17 protein-coding genes, 1 tRNA gene and 1 other RNA gene are annotated in these 19,977 nt (G+C 64.5%); 7 read left to right on the top strand and 12 right to left on the bottom strand.

Translation table 11 applies throughout. From position 1 onward, the window contains the following. Positions 1-23: 23 nt before the first annotated feature. Both KOR34_RS11345 and KOR34_RS11340 read left to right on the top strand, forming a co-directional pair. A complete protein-coding gene (locus KOR34_RS11345) occupies positions 24-2,321 on the top strand; it encodes a polysaccharide biosynthesis tyrosine autokinase (RefSeq protein ID WP_146564697.1) in 2,298 nt (765 codons plus the stop codon). An 86-nt stretch (positions 2,322-2,407) separates the two neighbouring features. Then, positions 2,408-2,797, top strand: coding sequence for a DUF2237 family protein (locus KOR34_RS11340; protein WP_146564696.1), 390 nt, complete (start codon positions 2,408-2,410; stop codon positions 2,795-2,797). A gap of 224 nt (positions 2,798-3,021) precedes the next feature. Here the strand turns inward: KOR34_RS11340 and KOR34_RS11335 are convergent, their stop codons facing one another. The 6 genes from KOR34_RS11335 to KOR34_RS11310 form a co-directional block, all read right to left on the bottom strand. Continuing rightward, positions 3,022-3,411: a type II secretion system protein gene (locus KOR34_RS11335; protein ID WP_228714580.1), complete on the bottom strand. Its 390-nt coding sequence runs from the start codon at positions 3,409-3,411 to the stop codon at positions 3,022-3,024. Between the two features lie 125 nt (positions 3,412-3,536). Further along, the gene (locus KOR34_RS11330; RefSeq protein WP_390620775.1) at positions 3,537-4,637 is read right to left on the bottom strand and encodes a DUF1559 family PulG-like putative transporter; all 1,101 of its coding nucleotides are present in this window, start codon (positions 4,635-4,637) and stop codon (positions 3,537-3,539) included. Positions 4,638-4,805: 168 nt separating this feature from the next. Beyond that, positions 4,806-5,294, bottom strand: a complete 489-nt coding sequence (locus KOR34_RS11325; protein WP_146564693.1) for a hypothetical protein — start codon at positions 5,292-5,294, stop codon at positions 4,806-4,808. 56 nt (positions 5,295-5,350) lie between these two features. After that, on the bottom strand, positions 5,351-6,754 hold the full coding sequence (locus KOR34_RS11320; protein WP_197531330.1) for a DUF5010 domain-containing protein: 1,404 nt from the start codon (positions 6,752-6,754) through the stop codon (positions 5,351-5,353). Between the two features lie 167 nt (positions 6,755-6,921). Beyond that, a complete protein-coding gene (locus tag KOR34_RS11315; protein ID WP_146564691.1) occupies positions 6,922-8,070 on the bottom strand; it encodes a hypothetical protein in 1,149 nt (382 codons plus the stop codon). A 108-nt stretch (positions 8,071-8,178) separates the two neighbouring features. Continuing rightward, entirely contained in the window at positions 8,179-9,540 is a 1,362-nt protein-coding gene (locus tag KOR34_RS11310) for a hypothetical protein (RefSeq protein ID WP_146564690.1), read from the bottom strand. 617 nt (positions 9,541-10,157) lie between these two features. Between KOR34_RS11310 and KOR34_RS11305 the strand changes: the two genes are divergently transcribed. Together KOR34_RS11305 and KOR34_RS11300 are read left to right on the top strand one after the other, a co-directional pair. Further along, positions 10,158-10,511 (top strand): sigma factor, encoded by a 354-nt coding sequence (locus KOR34_RS11305; protein ID WP_146564689.1) that lies wholly within the window; start codon positions 10,158-10,160, stop codon positions 10,509-10,511. Between the two features lie 222 nt (positions 10,512-10,733). After that, positions 10,734-12,341, top strand: a complete 1,608-nt coding sequence (locus KOR34_RS11300) for a hypothetical protein (RefSeq protein ID WP_146564688.1) — start codon at positions 10,734-10,736, stop codon at positions 12,339-12,341. Positions 12,342-12,487: 146 nt separating this feature from the next. Here KOR34_RS11300 and KOR34_RS11295 read toward each other — a convergent pair. Beyond that, positions 12,488-12,560 (bottom strand) — tRNA-Ala (locus KOR34_RS11295). Between the two features lie 103 nt (positions 12,561-12,663). After that, positions 12,664-13,137, bottom strand: coding sequence for a transcriptional regulator NrdR (gene nrdR / locus KOR34_RS11290; RefSeq protein WP_146564687.1), 474 nt, complete (start codon positions 13,135-13,137; stop codon positions 12,664-12,666). Between the two features lie 198 nt (positions 13,138-13,335). On the opposite strand from nrdR, the gene KOR34_RS11285 reads away from it, so the two are divergent. The 3 genes from KOR34_RS11285 (at position 13,336) to KOR34_RS11275 (ending at position 15,452) form a co-directional block, all read left to right on the top strand. Beyond that, entirely contained in the window at positions 13,336-13,986 is a 651-nt protein-coding gene (locus KOR34_RS11285; RefSeq protein WP_146564686.1) for a PH domain-containing protein, read from the top strand. 72 nt (positions 13,987-14,058) lie between these two features. Further along, positions 14,059-15,177: a redoxin family protein gene (locus KOR34_RS11280; RefSeq protein ID WP_197531328.1), complete on the top strand. Its 1,119-nt coding sequence runs from the start codon at positions 14,059-14,061 to the stop codon at positions 15,175-15,177. Between the two features lie 50 nt (positions 15,178-15,227). Continuing rightward, entirely contained in the window at positions 15,228-15,452 is a 225-nt protein-coding gene (locus tag KOR34_RS11275) for a hypothetical protein (RefSeq protein ID WP_228714579.1), read from the top strand. 13 nt (positions 15,453-15,465) lie between these two features. On the opposite strand, the gene rpoN is transcribed toward KOR34_RS11275, so the two are convergent. The 4 genes from rpoN to ffs all read right to left on the bottom strand — a co-directional run bounded on the left by rpoN (position 15,466) and on the right by ffs (position 19,833). Further along, on the bottom strand, positions 15,466-16,953 hold the full coding sequence (gene rpoN / locus KOR34_RS11270) for an RNA polymerase factor sigma-54 (protein WP_261342647.1): 1,488 nt from the start codon (positions 16,951-16,953) through the stop codon (positions 15,466-15,468). 308 nt (positions 16,954-17,261) lie between these two features. Continuing rightward, positions 17,262-17,609 carry a YbaB/EbfC family nucleoid-associated protein gene (locus KOR34_RS11265; RefSeq protein ID WP_146564683.1) on the bottom strand — a complete coding sequence of 116 codons (348 nt, stop codon included), beginning with the start codon at positions 17,607-17,609 and terminating at the stop codon, positions 17,262-17,264. Positions 17,610-17,655: 46 nt separating this feature from the next. Beyond that, a complete protein-coding gene (gene dnaX / locus KOR34_RS11260) occupies positions 17,656-19,590 on the bottom strand; it encodes a DNA polymerase III subunit gamma/tau (RefSeq protein ID WP_146564682.1) in 1,935 nt (644 codons plus the stop codon). A gap of 149 nt (positions 19,591-19,739) precedes the next feature. After that, positions 19,740-19,833: signal recognition particle sRNA small type (gene ffs / locus KOR34_RS11255), an RNA gene on the bottom strand. Between the last annotated feature and the right edge of the window lie 144 nt (positions 19,834-19,977).

Genomic DNA, 19,977 nt, shown 5'->3' with positions numbered 1-19,977 from the left:
GAAACCACGGAGAACGTTGTTCGATGAATGACAACCAACACGGTGCTTCCACTTCGGAGAACGGCGCCCCCGACGGCGCCCGCTCGCGGGAAATGATCCTCCCCCAGGGCGGAATGCCGGCGCTGGCGGTCGGCTCGCCCTACGCCCCCGCCGCTACGCAGGACGTGATCAAAGGGGGGATGGACGCCTCGACGCTCATGCACGCTTTCCGTCGGCGGTGGCTGCTGGCCCTGGGGATGGGACTGCTGGCCGGCGTGGTCGGCGCCGGCGTCTTGTGGTTCCTATTCCCGGAATCCGCGACGGCCTTCCGCTACTTCAAAGTTGACGCGTCCGAAACGCCAATCATCGAGTCCTCCCTGAATGCCAACCGGGGCGACTTCGACATCTACCGCCAGACGCAGGTGGTCTTGATCAAGAGTATGCGGGTGCTCGATTCCGCACTCCGCAGCGGCGATCTCGGAGACCTCAGCTACTTCGATGGCATCGAAGAGGCGGACCGGTCTCGGTACCTGGCCGAGGAACTGCGGGTGCAGTTCCCTCAGGGGTCCGAGGTGCTCGAGATTCGCCTGTCGGGCGCCGCCCCGGCCGAGGAGCTGAAGGAGATTGTCGAGGCGGTGAGCAAGGCCTATCTCGACGAGGTCATCTTTGAAGACAAGATCCAGCGCCAGAAGCCCCGCGACATCCTCGTCGCCAGCTACCGTGACCTTGACGAAGAGATCAAACGCAAGACCGACGCCTTCATGGCGCTGCTTAAGGATAGCGAGTCGCCGCTGATCTACCTGATGGGCGGCGCCGGCGGGGGCGATCCGGAGTTGGCCCAGTTCCGGTCTGCGATGAACGAGAGCGTGAAGAAGCTTGCCAGTCTTGAGTCCGAGCTGATGAATGTGACGATCCAGTACGAGATCATGACCCGTCAGTATCAGGATCCGTCTGTGCTGGAGCAACGCATCGAGCAGGCGCTCGAGGCCGACCCCAAGTACCAGTACCTTAAGCAGAAGAAGCTCTCGTACGAGATGTACATCATGGACATGGAGGCGGTCCAGTCCAACCGTGGCTCGAACGCCCAGGTTCGCCAGCTCCAGAAGCAGGCGAACGCGACTGCCCAGCAGCTAGAGCAGTACCGGCAGCAGATGACCGCGGCGATGAAGTCGGAGAGCCGGAAAGAGGCTGACCCCTACATCAAGGCGTTGCAAACCGACTACACGATCCGTCGACAGGGCCTGATGCAGCAGATCCAGCAGGCCAAGAAGCAGCAGGAGGCGATGCTGGAGAAGCTGCGTGAACGCAGCGAAGTCGACACCGACCTGTTGGCCCGCCAGGCGGAAATCGAGGGTCTCAAGATGGTGCAGGCCGGCATCGCCGAGCGGATCGAGCACTGGGACGTCGAGCTGAAACGGCCCGACCGCGTGCTCGCCTTCGGCGGAGTGGACACCTCGGAGAACATCAACAAGACCGAACGCTACGCGATCTCCGCATTGGGCGGCTTGACCTGCCTCGGCCTGGTTATGTTCGGCGTGTCCTACATGGAGTTCCGCAACCGCAAGCTCAACGGTCCCGATCAGGTCGATCAGGGGCTTGGCATCCGTGTCGTGGGGACCCTCCCCTCGCTCTCTGGGCGCCGGGCGCTGGATCCATCCCACCCCGTTGTAGCTCAGCTGACTGAGTCGATCGACAGCGTCCGTACGGCGCTGATGCACGAGAGCACCACCAAGCGTCGGCAGATCGTGCTGGTCACCAGCCCATCGACGCTCGAGGGGCGGACGACCGTTTCCAGCCAGCTGGCGGCCAGCCTCGCTCGGGCCGGGCGCCGCACGCTGCTGATCGACGGCGACATGCGTCACCCCGCGTTGCACACGCTGTTCGACCTCCCATTGGAGGACGGTTTGTGCGAGGTGCTCCGCGCCGAGGTTGAGGTGAGCGACGTTGTGCGGCCGACCCACGCCGAAGGGCTGTGGGTGCTGACCGCCGGCTACTGCGACGCCGACGCCGTTCACGCCCTGGCGACCGACCAGGTGCAGCCGATCTTCGAGAAGCTGCGTGCGGAGTACGACTTCATCATCATCGATGGCGCCCCCGTGCTGGGGCTGTCCGACTCGCTGTTGTTCGGCCAGCACTGCGACGGAGCGATCCTGTCGGTGCTTCGTGACCACACCACGCTGCCAAAGATCCACCAGGCGGCTGAGCTGCTCCGCAGCGTGGGTATCCGGCTGGTCGGCTCGGTGATCAACGGCATGCCGAGCACGGCCGACCGCCGCATCACTGCACTGCAGTCGGTCACCGCGAAGAGCGACCTCAAGCAGCTTGAGAGCGTCGAGTCTTAGCCGCGACTCGCAGGCGTCGCGTCTGCCCGCTATAAACAAAGGCGGGGTCCATCCCGGGCCCCGCCTTTTTTCTTGAGGTGACCCCGATGAGCGCACCCCCGCCAAACAGTGGCAAGAATGTGCTGGGCGGCGAGCTGCAGAGCTGCTGCACCGACCCGATGACCGGATTCTACCGTGACGGCTTCTGCCGGACAGGGCTGAGCGACGCCGGGCTACACGTCGTCTGCATCCAGGCGACCGATGAGTTTCTCGCCTTCAGCCGGCGCGTGGGCAACGACCTCTCGACCCCGATTCCCGAGTATATGTTCCCCGGTGTCCAGCCGGGCGACCGCTGGTGCCTGTGCGCATCGCGGTGGAAGGAGGCCTATGACGCTGGCGTCGCGCCGCCGGTGCGTTTGGAGGCGACCCACATGACCGCCCTGGAGTTCGCGTCCTTGGAAGAACTCCGCGAGCACGCGCTGCCGGCGGAAGGTTAGCCGTCAGGCAGTCGCTCTGGTTGGTCAGGCGGGTTGAGTTCCGGTCTAGTTTGGTGATGGACGCGATCTCCGGGATCTCCTACACGCGGATGATCTCGTAGTCGCTCCTGGGCGTCCGGGCGGCGAGCCCTTCGGCGACTGTATCGCACTCGATGCGTTCAGCGGCAGGGTTCCTCGGATGCTCCGACCGAGCTTTGCCGCGATTGCCGCCAAGTGGCAGGTGTTCATGGTATGTAGGTGGCACAAGGCATCGGATACCGGGGGCCCGCCCTCCCGGAGCGTTCGGCAGAAGTTCTCCCACAGAAGACGTGCTTGCCCGCCTCGAACACGTCGACCGCGATTCTCACATGCCAGTGGTCCGGGGTGACGATGCTCACCACGTCGATGTCCTGGCGGTCGAGGACCGATCGGTAGTCGTCGATCTCGGGCAAGGGTGCGATGTCACCGCTAGGGAAGGCGCCGAATGTGTTCTCAAGGTTGAGAATCCCGCAGCCGGATTGCTTCAGGTTGTTCGCGCACTGGGTTCGTCGGGCGGACTCTCGCGCCGCATGTGCAGCGGGGAGCATCGCAACTGGCATGCCGATGATTGCGACCACAACCAGCAGCTCGACCATGGTGAGCCCGGTCGTACGCCGACGGCGTGCGTCGCCTGTCCTGGCGGCCGATGCGCCGCCGTCAGGTGTTGCGTAGGATGACGCTGCGTTATGCATCTACACAGCCATTTGTTGCTGTCCAGTTCTCAAAGGTTGAGGCCCGCAGTGACGCCAGCATCATTGCGTCCACCCAGGACATTGAATAGCACGACATCCACGTCGTAGTTGATCTGCCGGACCGAGCCATCGCACAGCACGGCGTTGATCCCTCCCGGGTGGGCGGACCCGAAGGCGAACACGTCGTTGTGCCCCGGCGGCACGCCTCCGCACCAGTTCTGACGAGCGCCGTAGCAGAAGGGGTCGTCGTCGCGCAGCGGCTGGAGGCCGGTCGTCCGGATCTGGTCGGGGTCCCAGCCGTCGGCCCATCCGAGGTCGTCGGACCAACTGCCGCCTTCGTAGAGGTCGGTGCGGACCAGCTTCTCAGACACCAGCAGGGTCTTGCTGAGCCCGTCAACGATCTTCGCCGGCTTCACGGCGCGGCTCACGCCGCGGGCGAACGTCTGCTGCCGCCACCGCCAGGGCGTGCGGACGATGACTCCGTCGCAGATGTAGTTATCCGCTGGCCGGACGGGCGTGCTCACTCCTCCCTCAACGCGGCCGTACATAAACGCGTTGTAGATCCTGGAGTAGACGACATTGATAGACGGGTCGCTCCACGGCACCGGCGTGATCTGCCGCGCGGCCGATCGGGTTGGGCTGAGGTAGGTTACCGGGTACGCGGCGGCGTAGTCGGTGAGCAGGTACGGGATCTGGATTCCACCGGCGGCGGGGCTGAAGGCCGATGAGATGGCAGTCGAGCGTCTTGAGGGGCAGAAGTAGAGCGCCACCTTTGTTGACGCCAGCCGCGACATCGAAGTGATGTCCTTGAGGGAGTTCTCCTCCAGGTAGGGCAGGATTTGGTAACCCCAGCCGAGTCCCTGCTTGTTCGGGCCGTTGGGGGTTCCGCTCGAGTTGGCAGGGTTGCTGGTGTCCGTGCCGCTGAGGTAGTTGCGGATGTCGGGGTTGTAGCCGTCGCCTCCAGTCGGAAACACGCTCAGCGAGCTGACGTGGTTCTGCATTGCTAAGCCAATCTGCTTGAGCTGATTCTTGCACTGGGTGCGTCGGGCCGATTCGCGGGCCGATTGGACCGCTGGAAGCAGCAACGCGATCAGAACACCGATGATCGCGATTACTACCAGCAATTCCACGAGCGTGAAACCACGCAGATCTGAATGCGCGCAACGGACCGACTCTTTGGGTCGCTTAGTGGATACTGTTCGCATGAGAAGAACTGTTTCTAGAAGGGTAGAGTTCTGCTGATCGGCCCCGCGGCCCGCGCACGTCTGTGAGGCTTGCGTCCGCGCGGGTGGAGACACCTAGCCGGAGGGTAGTAGTCGCTCTCCGATCTGGTTCGCAAAGTCCTCCTCCGAGAGCTCGTAGACGCCTCCGCGGCTGTCGCATGCGAGCCTCGAGCCGGTTGGAGCGGACGCCTCGTACGCAACCCAGACGTACTGCGGACGATCGGCCACTTGGAGTGGTTTCCCATAGATCACTTGGATTGGCGCACCGTCGCGTCCGTTTGGCAGAAGGTCATCGACCCCCGCTACCCCGAAGTCCTGAAGCAGCGGTAGCCGCGCTTGCAGGAAGGAGCGGAGCGACGCCTTGTTGGGGGGGCCGGCGCCCTGGTGCTCGGATACGTATCCGCCGTACTGCAGGCCCAGCAAATTCATCGCCGCTTGCAGCTGCGACTGGTCGGACGAGACAGGGCTATCGTTACATCCGCCACAGGTCAGCGCAAGTGGACATGCGATGGCGGCTAGTGCGAGTCGGACGCGCACCGTGGTCAGCCGTTGGCGCTGACTCATGCCGGTGATCCGTCGGCTTGGAGAGCATAGGAAGGGGCTTGGTGGCTTGCGTGTCGTCATGGTCTGCGACGTGACTTGATGAGAGCGTCGAGAAAACCCAGCCGCTCAGGGAATCGACGGGATGGAGTGATACCCAGGGTTAAGCACAAGGCCGAGGCTAGCAGACGCGCTCCAGGCTCTGGGACCGTTATTGGGCTGTTTCTTGCATCGCCGACCGCCGCGAGCGCGTCCCTCCAGACAACATAGTCCGCGGCGTCAACTGTGCCGTCTCGATTACCATCGGCCGCCACGTCGATCCCGGTGTGGTTGTAGTCCGCCCGCCAGACGCTGTAGTCGGCTGGGTCGACCGCGCCGTCGAAGTTGTAGTCTCCCGCCAGGACGGTTGCGGTCCTGAGGAGGTCCAGGTACAGGCTCCCGTAACCCTCGTCGTATCGCCCCCTGGTGAAGGCGGCGCCCGTCGACGAGTCGTCGCTGTTGGTGAGGGCGGCTAGAACGCTGGCCTCGATCTGCGTGTCCTCGTGCCACTCATTGAACGAGTTGATCATGATCAGGTCGCCCACCGTGGGATCGGTGTTTGGCAAGACCGCGTCCTCTAGCACAGTGGTGAATGTAGAGCCGTTAGCATTAGGGCCCAGCTCTGCAAGGTACCTGGCAGCCGGGGCGGGGCCAGGACGCACGGCGGTGTCGTTAAAGCCCGGGGATGCGGTAGGAACGAATCCCACACCGGCGGCCGCCGCGGCCGCCTTCGCATTGGCGTAGATGCTGGCCAGGGCGTTCACGCGGGATTGGTTAGCAAATCCACCGCCAAACACGGTTCCGTAGACATCGAAGTTGGTAATCGCGTCAAACTGAGCGGCTCGCGCGGTGTCAACCGGTGATGAGCCGAAGAAGTCATCACCGATGATGTAGGGGGCGTAGCCATACTCCTGGGCAATTGCTTCACGTGTGTCAGAAAGCAATGACCAGGACTCGGGCGTCTTGAAGAACTCGCGAGTGAGGTACATGAAAACGACCGGCCGGCCGTCTATCCGCATGTAGTTGGGATCGCTCCAAATGTGGTTGGCCAGGTGCCGAAAGTCAGGCAGTAGGTTGGAGTAATCCGGGGAGTCAATCGGGGCCATCCGGCCTGCCGACTCGTAGTGAATGGTGTACTGCAGCTCGGGCGCGCGGGGGTGGGTGAGGATGTGGTTACGGATCGTAATGTCTTCAAACCCGCCCGGGCCCCACCAGCTCAACGACCACATCGAAATGTTTCCCGTGTGGCTCTGATCGATGTGTCGCTCGACCACGCTAGCGTCGCGGCCGTTGAGGCCAGCGGCAGGCAGCTGCGGATCCGGCGTAAGATGGGCACGTAACGTATCATCGAAGGTGTGGCCTCCAGAGCCGGGGCCGTACCACGGGTAGTAGTACACGCCAACCTGCGGCGCCGCGCCGCATTTCGCGGCAGCAGTCGCAGCCATGGCCAGGCACATTGTGCGCGCCAACTGTGTCTGCAACACTGCGATCGCCGCCTGTCGCCCCATAGCGTGAGTCTCTGTACTTTGTGTGTCATGTGCGTCGCGACAGCGTGCTGGGGCAGGGTGGCGTCCCAGCACGCTCTGGTGGTAGGTCGCGTGTTGAAGTCGATCTAGCAACTCCTTCGGTGGCCGCCTCGCGGGCTTCTCCGTCGAGTCGATCCCGCAAGCGCTAAAAGGAGCAGCGTGGACGCCGACGGCTCAGGCACGCCACCCTGCAAGACTTGTACGAAGTTGTTCCCGTCCAGGCTCCAGTAGGCGGCCCCGGTCATCGGGTCGTCGGCCGAGTAGGCAATGCCGTTCACCGTGATCTGGGTCAGCTGCGTATCTGCGAACGGGGCCGAGACGCCCAGCCGCAGGCTGTCGAGTCCAACATCAAAGCCTTCCACAAGGTAGGCCGCACCGGTTCCATTGAAGCCGCCCTCTTGCCAGATCAACGAGTTGGCGACGCCCGGGGTTCCGAAGTCGATCACCATCGTGCTGCCGTTGTCCGTCCCGATGAACGGCACCGTGTCGTCAAAGCCGTTCAGGCTGTACGTGTTTGTGGTCCCGTTGCGCCCCCACGGTCGTGAGTCATTGAAGGTGTTGTTCTGGCCGTTACGGATCGTGTGGTTGCCGTACAGGTTGAGGATGTTGGCTCCGTTTGGGTGCAGAGGGTCGTCGGACGATAGGGTCGTGAAGGTTACGTCGGAGCCGGAGTTGTTGATGCCGATCCCAGCGACCGCGGTGCTCCGGTGGTAGTTCCCGTTGAAGATGATGGTCGAGTTGGCGCTGATGAATTCGGCGGTTACCGTCACGTCCCCGTTGTAGGTCGAGGTGGACGAGAATGCCTGGATCCCGCCAGCGGTCACCGACCCGTTAAAAACAAGGTCATGGTCTCCGTTGCTCTGGATCTCGCCAGCGGTCACGATATCGGGGTCAACCACCGAAGGACCGACCGCGCCGCCCTCGGAATACACTGCCGGGTTCGACCCGGCGTTTAGGTTGATGACGCCCGCTCCCTGGATGTGAGTGGGTCCGATGTTGTTGAACCTAAGCTGGTCCCAGGTCACGTTGTTCGCTCCAAGATCCGGCGCGCCTGGCGAGCCGTCGGCCCGGAAGTTGGCCCGGTCGGCGCCGGTCGGAAGTCCAAGGTCCCAGTTGCCGGCGTTGGTGACATCGTTGCTGACGGCGCCTGTCCAGAGTCGGTCCTCGGCGACCGCCAGAACTGGAAGTGAGCAGATCAGCAGCCCGCTTAATAGGGAACATATGCGGTGGGGCATTCATTCACTCCTGTAGATCAGAGTTGCAAGTAGCGGTTCGTCGCAGTAATGGTCGAGTCAAGGAGCGGGAAGTCGTCCGTCCGGACGGATACCCTGCGAAGCATGAGGTCAGCAGGGGCGCCGGGCGCTGAGCCGCCGTCCGGCGACGGCTAGGCACGCTGCGCACGCCAGACAGAACGTCGCAGGCTCCGGGGCCGCGGCGACCGCCACGCCACCCGAGGCCCCGTAGTTTTGCAACCAGACGTCGTAGTCCACGGGCGTGACTGCCCCGGGAGTGAGGTCGTTGGGGAGAGCGGCGTCCGTGCCCAGGGCGTCCCGCCAGACGGTGTAGTCCGCGGCATCAACCTGGCCGTCGTCGTTGTAGTCACCGGGCAGGTCGACAGTCGGAAGATTGAAGAAGGCCGGGTAGAACGGGAAGCTCGCCGAGTCGCGTGTCCAGTAGGCGCTGCCATCGCCTGGGTCGGACGCGGCGTAGGGAACTCCATTGATGGTGATCTGACCGAGTTGGTCGTCGGTGAAGAACTGCGGACCGTTGATGCCGAACTCCAGCGTGTCGACGCCAACCTCGAAGTTCGTCACGGGGTAGGAGCCGCCCATGAAGTTCGATGTCGCCCAGACGAGCGAGTTGGCGCCTTGTGTGGCGCCGAAGTCGATCCCCATGATCACGGGGATGTTCGGGTCGGGGCTGTTGCCGCCGCCCGGCATGTCGCTGCCGATGAAGTCGAAGGCCTCGTCGTTGCCGGCCAGGTCCAGGTGGTTGTTTCCCCGCCGCGACCAGATCCCGGTCGCGCCTTGGAATACGTAGTCGGAGGCGATGTGGACGGTTGCGTCATCGTAGATGTTGACGATGTTTACGCCCACGGCGAAGTCTGATGTGAACGACGTGAAGGTTACGTCCGACGCGCCCTGCCCGTTGATTCCCAGCTCGGTCTGCAGCAGGCCGTCGCTTGCCCAGTGGTAGTTGCCGTTGAACACGACGCTCGAGTCGCCCCCCACGGTGATGAACTGATCCGATACGGTGACGTCGCCATTGAAGGTGGCAGTTGTGCCTCCGAAGGCCTCGATCTTGTTTGCGGCGACGTTCCCGTTGAAGGTCAAGCTGTGCTGACCGTTGGTCTGGATGTTGGTCGGTGTGCTAAGGTGCGTGTTGATGGTCGAGGTGAGTGGCCCGCCTGCGGAGAGGATGGCGTTGTTGTTGCCGGAGGAGTTTAGCGTTAGCGTCCCCGCGCCGTTGATCGTGGTCTCGCCGGCACTGTTGAAGAAGAGGGTGTTCCAAGTGGCGTCACTGGCGAGGTTGAGGTCGGCGTTTTCGCCCGTCCGCAGCTCGACATCGGTTGCACCATTGGGCAAGGAGCCTGTGGTCCAATTGAGTGCGTCGGCCGCGTCGCTGCTGACGCCGCCCTGCCACACTGCCTGGCCTAACGCGGGCCCGGCGAGCAACGAAGCGCTACAAGCGAGGACAGTGAGCATCTGAGAGCTGCAGATCATCTCGGGCTAGTCTCCAATACCTGCGGTGTAAGTTCTGTTGGCCGACGCCCTGTGCGGGGCGTTCGGCGTTCCAATGGTTGCGAAGCGACGTCAGGGTTGCCTCGGCTTAGTCTCCGAGATTGCTTACATTATTGAGTTGCCCCCGTACGCCGTACGTCAACATTCGCGGACATCAAGACCGCGCGGGGAGACCTCGGACGCTTGTCAGCCAACCGGACTCTGCCCCTTGTTCGATGGACTAACCTGCACTTTCCGAGGCTCCCGCGGCGATCTCATGCAGATCGCGAGACGTCCCCACGCGGGGAAACGCCAGGGTTGCGATCGAGGTGCGTCCAGGCCGGCGCCAGAGAAGATGGCTTCGGGCGACCGCTCGCCCGCTGACAAATACTTGTCACCTCGGGGTGGCGACCTACTTGGGAATTGGTTCAAGAATTCAAGAATCGCTATATTCTCACGGCCTTCCGGCAGGAGAACGCCCGACGTGGCCTTCTTGACCGAGTCCATCACATTTTTTTAGGTAAGGTGCTACGCCGCCGTACAATACAAGGTTGAGCAGCGGTCAGTTAGACGCGCCGGCGCGTCTTCAAAGTGGAGTGCCGATGGAAAGTCATAGTGAAGAGGCGTTTGTCCGGTGTTTCAGCGGAGAGCGGCACCGGATCTACCGCTACATCTTTACGCTCGTACCGAGCGAGGCCGACGCCGAAGACATCTTTCAGCAGGCAAGCATTACGCTCTGGAAGAAGTTCCCAGAGTTCGACCGGAGCCGCGAGTTCTTCCCCTGGGCCTGCGGCGTGGCGTACAAGACCGTGCAGAACTACCGTCGAACCGCGCGCCGGCGCAACCTGGTGCTGGGCGACGAGGTCGTTCAGCGCCTCGCGGAGGAGCAGATGGCTTCTCCCGCACGGGAACTCCGACGGGTCGAGCTGATCAAGGAGTGCTTGGCAAACCTCTAGCAACGCGACCACGACCTCATTGTCGCGGTCTACCGGAACGGCGCCCAAGCGGCGGAGGTGGCGAAACGCCTGGGCCAGGCGACACAGACGATCTACAACCGCTTGCACTCGGTGCGTCGGTTGCTTCTGGAGTGCGTCAACAGAAAGAGCCGGGCTTGTTGAACTTGCTGCCGCGTCCCACCGCCGCATTGAGAACCGCAGAACGCCCCACAACGACTTTCGATGGCTGATCACCAAAACAGTAGCGAGCAGCGGGAACTGATGCGTCTTTTCGGCATGCTCTGCAACGGCGTGCTTTCTGAGTCGGAGGCAGAAACGCTAAACCAGCGTCTCGCGACCGACGCAGAGGCCCGCGCCGCGTACCGGGATTACGTGCAGGTGCACCTGGTGATGGTTGAGCAGGTCCGACAGGCCGCCGAGCATGGTGAGGAGGGGATAGACGCGGGCGTAGGCGGCAACGCCGGCGAGAGGGAACGCGGCCTGCCGGCGCTGCTGAGCGGCTGGTCGGGGAGAACCCCTGGCTCGTTGGTTCCTGCGGACAGCACCGCCGGACTCCCACAACCGATGCACGCGACTCCCCGATTCCTGCTTGCGGCGGCTTCAATTCTTCTTGCAATCGCTGCAGGCGGTTATCTCTGGGTCGGCTCGCGCGACTCGGGCCGGGAGCGAGCGGTTGCAAGCACGGCGCGAGGCGCGGTCGGGACGCCCAGGGCTTCCGCCGGGGAAGAGATGCTGGTGGTCCGCGACGCGGACGCCCTGCGCCTGGTTAGTCAACTCACGCGAACGGCGTCGTTGCTGAGCCTGCAGCTCCCGCAGACGCACCTGAACGGAGCGCCAGATTTGACGCTATGCAGCGGCACCGCATGGATGGACCGTGGCTACGGGGAGCAGGAGCGGGGGTATGTGCTGGAACTGCCCCCGGGGTGCTCGCTGGACATGTATGTTGACGCAAATGCCGCCGGGCAGAACTCTCTGAGCGTAATCGAGTTGGACAGCCGTGCCGAGGTGTCGGGTGGTGCGGTGTCATTCAACAATGTCTCGGACGGGCAGGTCGTGAAACGTCTTGCAACAAGCCTGGGCAACTTTCAAAACGTTAACGCTAGCGGTGCGACCAGGTACTTCCTCTTGACTGGTTCGTACAACGACCCCGAGCGCGAGTCGGGCAACACGTGGTCGCAGAGCGACTACCGCGTCCAGTACGCGTCCGATGGCGTTCTCGTCATCGGCTGGGACGATTCGCGGTACGTGGTCTCTAAGGAGGCGGACCAGGAGCGGCTGGGCGTCGACCGCGACTACAACGACACACGTGCAGTGATTCGTATCGCTAGTCCGGAGGAGCGATCGGGCCGCGGCCGTCCTTCAGTGGTCTACTCGCCCGAGCCGCAGGAACACGCGCCGCTCTCGGAAGACCGACCATCTGGTTATGACTTCGATGTCCGACCAGGAGAGGTGCTAGTGCTGGTAGTCTCGGTGGCGGCCACCACCCCCACCGCCATCGACATCTCGGAGGCGAACTCTCGTACGGCTTTGTGGCGCCTTAGGGCCGACGCCCGCACCGTCGACGAGTTATCGGAGGAAACGATGCACCGAGTTTATGTGGTGCGTAACCACAGCGGCGAGACGCGTCGCTACACCCTGAACGGTGCCTACCTGGCGGCCGAGGCGAGCCAGGACGGCGGCCCGGCCCGCTCGGTGTGGACCGATTGGACGCCCGAGAGGCTCTTTGAGTCGGAAGGCGCGGCAACGCTCGGTTTCCGGGACATCTCAGAGGTCCCTGCCAACGTTGACTGGCAAGGGGTAAGCGTTCGAGCGCAGTGGTTCCGAAACTAACGCCACGGGATCAGGACGCGACCGACAGCAGGCTCCAGTCCGAGAGCCGTTAGGTCGGGCCTCTGGACTCGCGGACAGCGCCCGGCCACTCAACGCAGTCCTGCCAGCCGTCGAAGAGACGCCGCGCGACCCGGCGTCGAAAGAAGTGGAGCGGAGGAGGTTCGAACTCCCGACCTCTGCATTGCGAACGCAGCGCTCTCCCAACTGAGCTACCGCCCCGGAGTGGGGACGCGGCCGGCGAATAGCGCTGGCCGCGATGTTCAGAATTCTAGGTTGCCCTAGCGTGGCTGTCTAGCGGGGCCCTGGACGGCCGGTGGCGGGGCTAGCGGGGCGCCGGGCGGCCCTCACCCTCAAGCATGGGCCGCAGCTCCTCGAAGAAGTCTTGGACGTCGTTGAACTGGCGGTACACGCTTGCGAATCGCACAAAGGCCACCTGGTCCAGGTCGCGGAGGTGCTCCATGACCAGCTGGCCGAGCTCACGCGAGCCCACCTCGGTGTCGAAACTGGCGTAGATATCGTTCTCGATCGCCGCGACCGTCGAGTCGATCTTGAGCCCGCTGATTGAACGCTTTACGCACGCCCGTTCGAGGCCACGTTTGATCTTTTCGCGATCAAACGGGACTCGCGATCCGTCCTTCTTCACGACGCGGATAGTGATGTCTTCGGGGCGCTCGTACGTGGTGTAGCGGCGATTGCACTTCAGACACTCTCGACGGCGCCGGATCGCCGAGCCGTCTTGGCTGGCGCGCGAGTCGATGACCCGGTCGTTGTCGACGTGGCAGAAGGGGCATTTCATGGAGATATCTTACACTTCGGCGATGCGTCGTACAGCCTGTCGAGCGGCGATTAGTGGCCGCTCCGGCGGCGGGGCAAGATCGATAGACCGCCGGCGAATACCCGCCTGCCGCCGCGGTAGGTGGCAGTCGGCAAGTCCGGCGCCCTATAATGCCGGCCGACGCCGATCCAACCCCAATCGACAGGGAGTCTAAGCGGGATGCAGTGCCCAAAATGCCAGGCCGAGTGCGAAGAGGAGGCCGCCTTCTGCCACAAGTGTGGCGCCAATCTGCAGGAAGATGCCCCCGCCCAGGAGCCGGCCGCAGGCGGCCGTCCGACGCCGCACGAGTCGTTCCGTCACCAGGTCGGGCACACCGACCATGACGAGGAAGAGCAGGAGGAGCAGATCTGGCACGGCGCCTACTCCAGCAAGGCGATGGTTGGCCAGTGGATGGCCGCCGCGCTGCTGACAGTGCTAGCGGTGGTGGTGGGGGTCATGACCGGGGCCGTGGTGATCGCGGTTGGCGCCGCGGTGCTCGTCTGGGCGATCCTGATCGGTTGGTACGCCTACCGCCGGTATAGCGTCCACTACACACTCACTACGCAGCGGTTGATCCACGAGTCAGGCATCCTTTGGCGGACCATCGACCGCATCGAGCTAATTGACATCGACGACGTAACCTTCAAGCAGGGCCCGGTCGAGCGGGCTTTCCGCGTCGGAACGATCATCGTGATCTCCGGCGACAAGACGTCGCCAGAGCTGAGCCTGCCGGGCATCGACGACGTCCGCGCAGTGGCCGACAAGATCGACGACGCGCGACGCAAGGAGCGCCGGCGTCGTGGCCTCCACATGATCACCCAAGGCGCCTGAGCGATTCGCCCCTCAGCTGCCTAGGGAGATGCGTCTGCCACTGTTTCTCTTATGACTATGGGGCTGGCCAGGATGAATCGACTCGGCCTTATTCTCTGGATCGGGTGTGGTTTCGCGGCAACCGTCTCAGTCGGTGCGGACCCACGAGTTTGGACTGACGTTACGGGTAGATTCAAGATCGAAGCGGAGTTAGTCGCCGTTGAAGGCGGCACTGTGACGCTTCGCAAGCCCGACGGCTCGGAGGTTGCCGTGCCGACATCGAAGTTGAGCCAGGCAGACCTGCGGTTTCTCAAGGAGCACAATTCCCATCCGCCGGAACGTATCCCCGACCGTCGGCCACGTGCGCGCGGACGAGAGGACTCGGCCTCCGCGGGCGAGATCCGAGGCGCCGCCGAGGAGTTCTTCGCTGACCTTCGTACAGAAGGAAGGGCTAGAGCGACAGGGCTCCTGACTGGGGACGCACGCAAGCTGGTTGCAGACGGCAAGTCTCCTCTTCAGGGCCTGCCGAAGCCGGACGACCACACCCGCGCCATCCGTGCAGGGCAGGCGGAGATCAAAGGCGAGGTCGGCGTTGTCCCTGTCCGAGTCCGGGCTGGAGGCGCGTTCTATAAGACAAAGCTGCATTTTCGCAGGGACGCGGAGGCGTGGCGGGTCTTTGCAATAAGCGCTGAGTTTCCCGACGGCGAGAAAACCATCGACTTCGAAGCGGCGCCCAGCGACGGAAAGCAAGATCCGTTGCTCGCCCTGATTGGCAAAGAACTGTCCGTTCAAGGCGTAACACTGCAAGGGCGCCCCCTCGACTGGGAGCAGTTTGATGGCAAGGTAGTCCTCGTCGATTTCTGGGCGACCTGGTGTGGTCCCTGCCGAGCGGAGATGCCCAATATCAGGCAGAACTACGCGAAGCACCACGACGCGGGCTTCGAGGTCGTGGCGATCAGTGTCGACCGAGACATGAACGCCCTCAAGCAGTTTGTGATTGAAGAAAAGCCCCCGTGGACTGTGGTGGCCGACAGGCACCCAGCCGCCCGCGAATCAATGGCGGCTCGGCTGGGGATTAGTGGAATACCGGCGTTTGTGCTCATTGGGCGTGATGGCAAGGTCGCGGCTGTTCACTGCCGGGGCGAACGTCTGGGAGTCGAGCTGAAGAAGCTGCTTGGCGAGCCGAGCGACCGGGTGGCATCTCGCCTGTAGCACGAAAGCTCGAAGGGCGATCCAGGAGAACATTGTGCCACGCATTGACGATGTCGGCATTCGCGTGGGGCGGTCTCGCAGCCGGCCTTGCGCTGCTCGCCTGGGTCGACCTGCTGACCGCCGGCTTGGTAGTGGCGGCCAACCTATTTGGGCTTGCCGTGGCCTGGATGGTGACCCGTGTGTTCGGCCTGCCCCGTGATGGCTCACTGCGCACGGAGGTGAAGCCCGAGCCGCCCAGGATCGCCGGCAGGATCAATCCCGCGGGCGACAAGTAGCCGTTGTGTTGGGTCAGCTGTCCGACCAGTCGCGGCGTTGCCGGCTGCTCGGGATGTCCATCGCCTTGCGGTACTTGGTGACCGTGCGGCGGGCGACGGTGATGCCGTGCTTGGCGAGTTCTTCGACAAGCGCGTCGTCGGAGAACGGCTTCTTCTTGTCCTCGTTGTCGACGATCTCCTGCAGCTTCAACCGCACGCGGTCCCAGGCGATGTCCTCGCCGTCGGCGCCGGTGGTGCCGCCGACAAAGAACCGCTTGAGCGGGTAGATGCCGCGTGGCGCCTGGATCCACTTGTCGTCAACCGCACGGCTGACGGTGGTCACGTGAACGCCGACGCGGTCGGCGATCTGCTGCATCTTCAGCGGGACGATGAACTCGGGGCCCTCGTCCAAGAACCGCGTCTGGTGGTCGACGATCGCCTGCGCGACGCGGGTGAGCGTTCCGCGGCGCTGCTCGATCGACTCGATCAGCCACTGCGCGGCGTTGATCTTGCGTTTGATGTACTCGCGGGTCTTCGCGTCGGCGCCGCCGGCCTGGCGGAGCAGGTTGCGGTAGTACGGGCTGATGTACAGCGAGGGGATCTGCCCGTCTTCCAATCGCACCTTGTACCCGCCGTCGTCGGTCTTTTCGACGAACACGTCGGGCGTGACGCCGGGCACGGATGACTCGCTGAAGTCTGCGCCCGGCTTTGGCTTGAGTTTGCGTAGCTCTTCCCAGACCTCCTGGATCAGCTCGATCGAGTAGCCCGTCTTCTTCGAGATCAGCGGCAGCCGGTTGTTCTCGAGGTCTTCGAGGTGCGACTCGATCAGCGTGCTCAGCTCGTCGTAGTACGGCATGCCCGGGGTGAGCTGCATCTGCAGGCACTCCTTCAGGCTTCGCGCGCCAACGCCCGGCGGGTCGAGGTGCTGCACGAGCGCCAGCGCCTGCTCGGCGACCTGCAGCTGCTTGGCTCGCATGGCGTCGGCGTCGCCGTTGAGGTCGGCGGCCAGCGGGGGCAGCAGCTCCTCGAGCGGCGTCTTGAGGTAGCCGTTGCTGTCGAGGCTGTAGATGATGCGGTCCGCCATCTTGCGGACGTCATCCTCGGCCTCGAACCAGCTCAGCTGGTGGCTCAGGTAGTCCGACAGCGACTCCGGCCGGGCGACCATGTTGGCCATGGCGTCGTGGGCGCGGTCGGCGTCGGCCTCCATCTGCCCGCGCGAGGGGCGGCTCCGCTCCTCGTAGTCGTCGGGCAGGTTGTCCGCCATGTTGATCAGGCGTTCAAAGTCGTCCTCGTTGTTGGCGTCCTCCTTGACGACCAGCTCACGCTCGCCGTCCTCGGCGCTCTCGTACTCCTCGGTCTGCGAGCTGCTGTCGGAGTCCTCGCTCGGCTCCACGAGGTCCAGGCAGGGGTTGTCCTCCATCTCCTGCTCGATGCGCTCCTGCAGCGCCATGATCGGCAGCTGCAGGATCTCCATCGACTGGATCATCCGCGGTGCAAGCACCTGCTTCTGAGCCAGCTGCATTTGTTGCCCGAGAGACAACCGCATAGGACTACCCGTTCCGACTTGAAGGACCAGCGGGCCGGGCCCTCCTGGGCGGCTCCGCGACGATAGAGGTAGCATACCCCTGGGAATTCCAGAAGGTCAAACGCCCGGCAACGCAATCGGGCGCAAGAGCCCGTACGGGGCAGCGCCCCGGCTGAGAAAGACTAGCTTATTCCGACCGGGTATCCGCGTGGCGGTAGCCGATTGCCCCGCTGCGGGCGTCTGGCGGCACGGGAACCAACGGTTGAGCCGCCTGTCTGGCTGGTCGACGCGTCTTCAGGGGCCCGCTAGGCGTTGCCGCCCGGCATCAGGCCCTCGAGCCCGGGCAGGTTCAGCCCGCCGGTGATCTCCTGCATCGCCTCGGCCTGACGCTGCTTGGCCTTGCCGAGGGCGTCGTTGATGGCGGCGGGCAGCAGGTCCTCGATCATCTCCTTCTCTTGCTTCTCGAGGAGCGACGCATCGATGCGCACGGCCAGGGCCTCGCCCTGCCCGTTGACATCCACCTCGATCAGGCCGCCGCCGGCGGCGCCGGTCACCTTGACCTGCTTGAGCTGTTCTTGGATGCCCTGCATCTTGCCGCCGAATTCCTGCGCCTGCTTCATGATGCCCGCGATGTTGCCAAGTCCCTTGAGCATGCTTCTCCTCCGGTAATCTTTGGTTGCGGCCGCGGCGCGGCCCGGGCTACTTCTCGCTGGCCGGCGGCACGTACTTGAGCTTCTCTTGCGGCACGTCGAACAGCTCCATCGCGGCTTGCACGAACGGCCGCTGCGCGATCTCCGCCTGGCGTTGACGACGCGTCATCCGCTGCGGCGCCGGGCCGTTGTCGGCGGGCGCGGCGGACTCGAACTCGACCGTCAGCCTCCGCCCGGCGCAGGACGAGAGCGCCGACTCGAGCTGCTGCTTGTGGTTGGGCTGCTCGCAGGTATCGCGGCTCATCGGACGGTCGAACCGCACCCGCACCCGGTTGGCGTCGATCGAGTCGACCGAGACCGCCATCGCGGCCAGGTTGCCGAGGATGCCGCCGACCTGCTCGGTCGTGGCCCGCCAGAGGCGCTTAAGACGCTCGCCGTCGAGCGTCTCGCCCATGGCGGGTTGGGGCGGCGGTTCCGCTACCGCGGTTGGAGCGATCGGCTGGCTGGGCCTGGTGTCCGACGCCGGCGGAGCCGTCGGCGTTTGCGATCCGGTGGACGCGGGTCGCGCCGCGGGCGAGGGTGTCGGGGCGGGCGACTCGCTGGTCTCGGGTGCTGGCGGCGCCGGTGGCGGGTCCGACGCGGCGCGGGGCGCCGGTGTGCTGTTCGGCGTTGGTCGGTCTGATTGCGCCGCGGGCGGCTGGGCGGTGGGCGCCGGCGGGCGTGGCGGCGTCGGGCCCGACGAGGTGGGCGCCGGTGACGGCGCAGGGCGTTTGGCCGGCGGATCGGCGGGGGGCGGCGGCGCGCCGTCGCGGAGGCTGGCCACCAGCGTGGCCAGGTCGTCGAGGTCTTCGAGGTGGCAGACCCGCACGATCGCCATCTCGGCCAGCGTGCGGGTGTGGACGCTCACCCGGAGCCGCGCGGCGGTCTCGTCGAGGACCTGCAGCACGGCCAGCAATGTCTGTGGCCCGAGCGTCTGGGCGAGCGATTGCAGTTCTTCCGATTGGCTCGGCAACGCGTACAACGCTGCGTCCGTCCCCGCTCCGACCGACACCGCCATCACGTCTCGGAAGTAGCCCAGCAGCTGGTCAAGCAATTGACCGACGTCCGCGCCGCCGGCGATCGCGCTGTGCAGCTCGCCCAGCGCCCCCGCGGCGTCGCGTTCGGCGAGCCGGCGGGCTAGGTCGCTGACCCTTTGGGCGGGCGCGATCCCTAGCAGCTGGTTGACGTCGTGGCCTGTGACCGAACCCTCGGAAACCGCCAGCAGCTGCTCGAGCAGCGACTGGCTGTCGCGCATCGAACCGGCGGCGCGCATCGCGAGGATCTGCAGCGCTTCGGCGTCGATGCCGACGCCCTCGGACTCGGCGATCTGCGCCAATCGAGTCTGGATAGCGGTCGACTCGATGCCGGCGAAGTCGAACCGCTGGCAGCGGGACAGGATCGTGATGGGGATCTTGTTCGGCTCGGTGGTGGCGAACACGAACTTCACATGCTCTGGCGGCTCTTCGAGCGTCTTCAGGAGGGCGTTGAACGCCTCCTTGGTGAGCATGTGCACCTCGTCGATGATGTACACCTTGAACCGCGCCCGGCTGGGGCGGATCGCCACGTTCTGCCGGAGCTGGCGGATCTCGTCGATGCCGCGATTACTGGCGCCGTCGATCTCCAGTACGTCGACATCGTCGCCGGTCGAAACGCTCCGGCAGACGTCGCACTGGTTGCACGGCGTGGCGGTCGGGCCCCCATCCGGGTTGGCCGTGCAGTTGAGCGCCTTGGCCAGGATCCGCGCGGCGGACGTCTTGCCGACGCCGCGGGCGCCGGTGAACAGGTACGCGTGCCCTATCCTGCCGGTGGCGATCGCCTGCTTAAGCGCCTGCGCGACGTGCCCCTGACCGATCAGCTCGTCAAAGGTCTGCGGGCGGTACCGCCGCGCTACGACGACGTACTCGTCGCGCGGAGGGTCTTGGGGGCCGGCAGGGGTTTCGGGCATGGCCGTGACTCCCGGCACTCTCGCGGCGGCCGGCTGTGGGAGGTGTACTGACGCCCGTGGGCGGAGCGCCCGGCGGCGAAAGACGAAAGCCGGGCCCACACTCTAGTAGGCCACGCCTCGACATCAAGAGTCGGCGGCGACGCGGCGGTCGGCGAGAGGCCCCCGCACCTGGTTCACAAACTTATGGCTGCTGCGTTTCCACCCTGACCAGGTTCGCATGATCCCCATCACAGGGACCCCTCGCCGGCCGCCCCGCAGGGCCGCCGTGTAGAGACGCATTATGCCCCACGCCACGCCGGGTAGTCAAAGGGTAGGTCGGCGGTTGCCCATCATTCCCCGACTGCCGGCACGCAAATTTTTACAGTTCTGACGCACCTTTTCTAACTG

Source organism: Posidoniimonas corsicana, from assembly GCF_007859765.1.
Lineage (GTDB): Bacteria > Planctomycetota > Planctomycetia > Pirellulales > Lacipirellulaceae > Posidoniimonas > Posidoniimonas corsicana.
Note: the sequence above shows the minus strand (reverse complement) of the source record. Positions and strands in the feature narration are given on the sequence as shown.

Bases quoted from the DNA above. Each gene is read 5' to 3' on its own strand.
- KOR34_RS11310 (WP_146564690.1), bottom strand. From the start codon at position 9,540: ATGCTCACTGTCCTCGCTTGTAGCGCTTCGTTGCTCGCCGGGCCCGCG.
- KOR34_RS11265 (WP_146564683.1), bottom strand. From the start codon at position 17,609: ATGCTCAAGGGACTTGGCAACATCGCGGGCATCATGAAGCAGGCGCAG.
- KOR34_RS11305 (WP_146564689.1), top strand. From the start codon at position 10,158: ATGGAAAGTCATAGTGAAGAGGCGTTTGTCCGGTGTTTCAGCGGAGAG.
- nrdR (WP_146564687.1), bottom strand. From the start codon at position 13,137: ATGAAATGCCCCTTCTGCCACGTCGACAACGACCGGGTCATCGACTCG.
- rpoN (WP_261342647.1), bottom strand. From the start codon at position 16,953: ATGCAGCTGGCTCAGAAGCAGGTGCTTGCACCGCGGATGATCCAGTCG.
- KOR34_RS11285 (WP_146564686.1), top strand. From the start codon at position 13,336: ATGCAGTGCCCAAAATGCCAGGCCGAGTGCGAAGAGGAGGCCGCCTTC.
- dnaX (WP_146564682.1), bottom strand. From the start codon at position 19,590: ATGCCCGAAACCCCTGCCGGCCCCCAAGACCCTCCGCGCGACGAGTAC.
- KOR34_RS11300 (WP_146564688.1), top strand. From the start codon at position 10,734: ATGGCTGATCACCAAAACAGTAGCGAGCAGCGGGAACTGATGCGTCTT.
- KOR34_RS11325 (WP_146564693.1), bottom strand. From the start codon at position 5,294: ATGAGTCAGCGCCAACGGCTGACCACGGTGCGCGTCCGACTCGCACTA.
- KOR34_RS11280 (WP_197531328.1), top strand. From the start codon at position 14,059: ATGAATCGACTCGGCCTTATTCTCTGGATCGGGTGTGGTTTCGCGGCA.
- KOR34_RS11345 (WP_146564697.1), top strand. From the start codon at position 24: ATGAATGACAACCAACACGGTGCTTCCACTTCGGAGAACGGCGCCCCC.
- KOR34_RS11340 (WP_146564696.1), top strand. From the start codon at position 2,408: ATGAGCGCACCCCCGCCAAACAGTGGCAAGAATGTGCTGGGCGGCGAG.
- KOR34_RS11335 (WP_228714580.1), bottom strand. From the start codon at position 3,411: ATGGTCGAGCTGCTGGTTGTGGTCGCAATCATCGGCATGCCAGTTGCG.
- KOR34_RS11320 (WP_197531330.1), bottom strand. From the start codon at position 6,754: ATGGCTGCGACTGCTGCCGCGAAATGCGGCGCGGCGCCGCAGGTTGGC.
- KOR34_RS11275 (WP_228714579.1), top strand. From the start codon at position 15,228: ATGTCGGCATTCGCGTGGGGCGGTCTCGCAGCCGGCCTTGCGCTGCTC.
- KOR34_RS11315 (WP_146564691.1), bottom strand. From the start codon at position 8,070: ATGCCCCACCGCATATGTTCCCTATTAAGCGGGCTGCTGATCTGCTCA.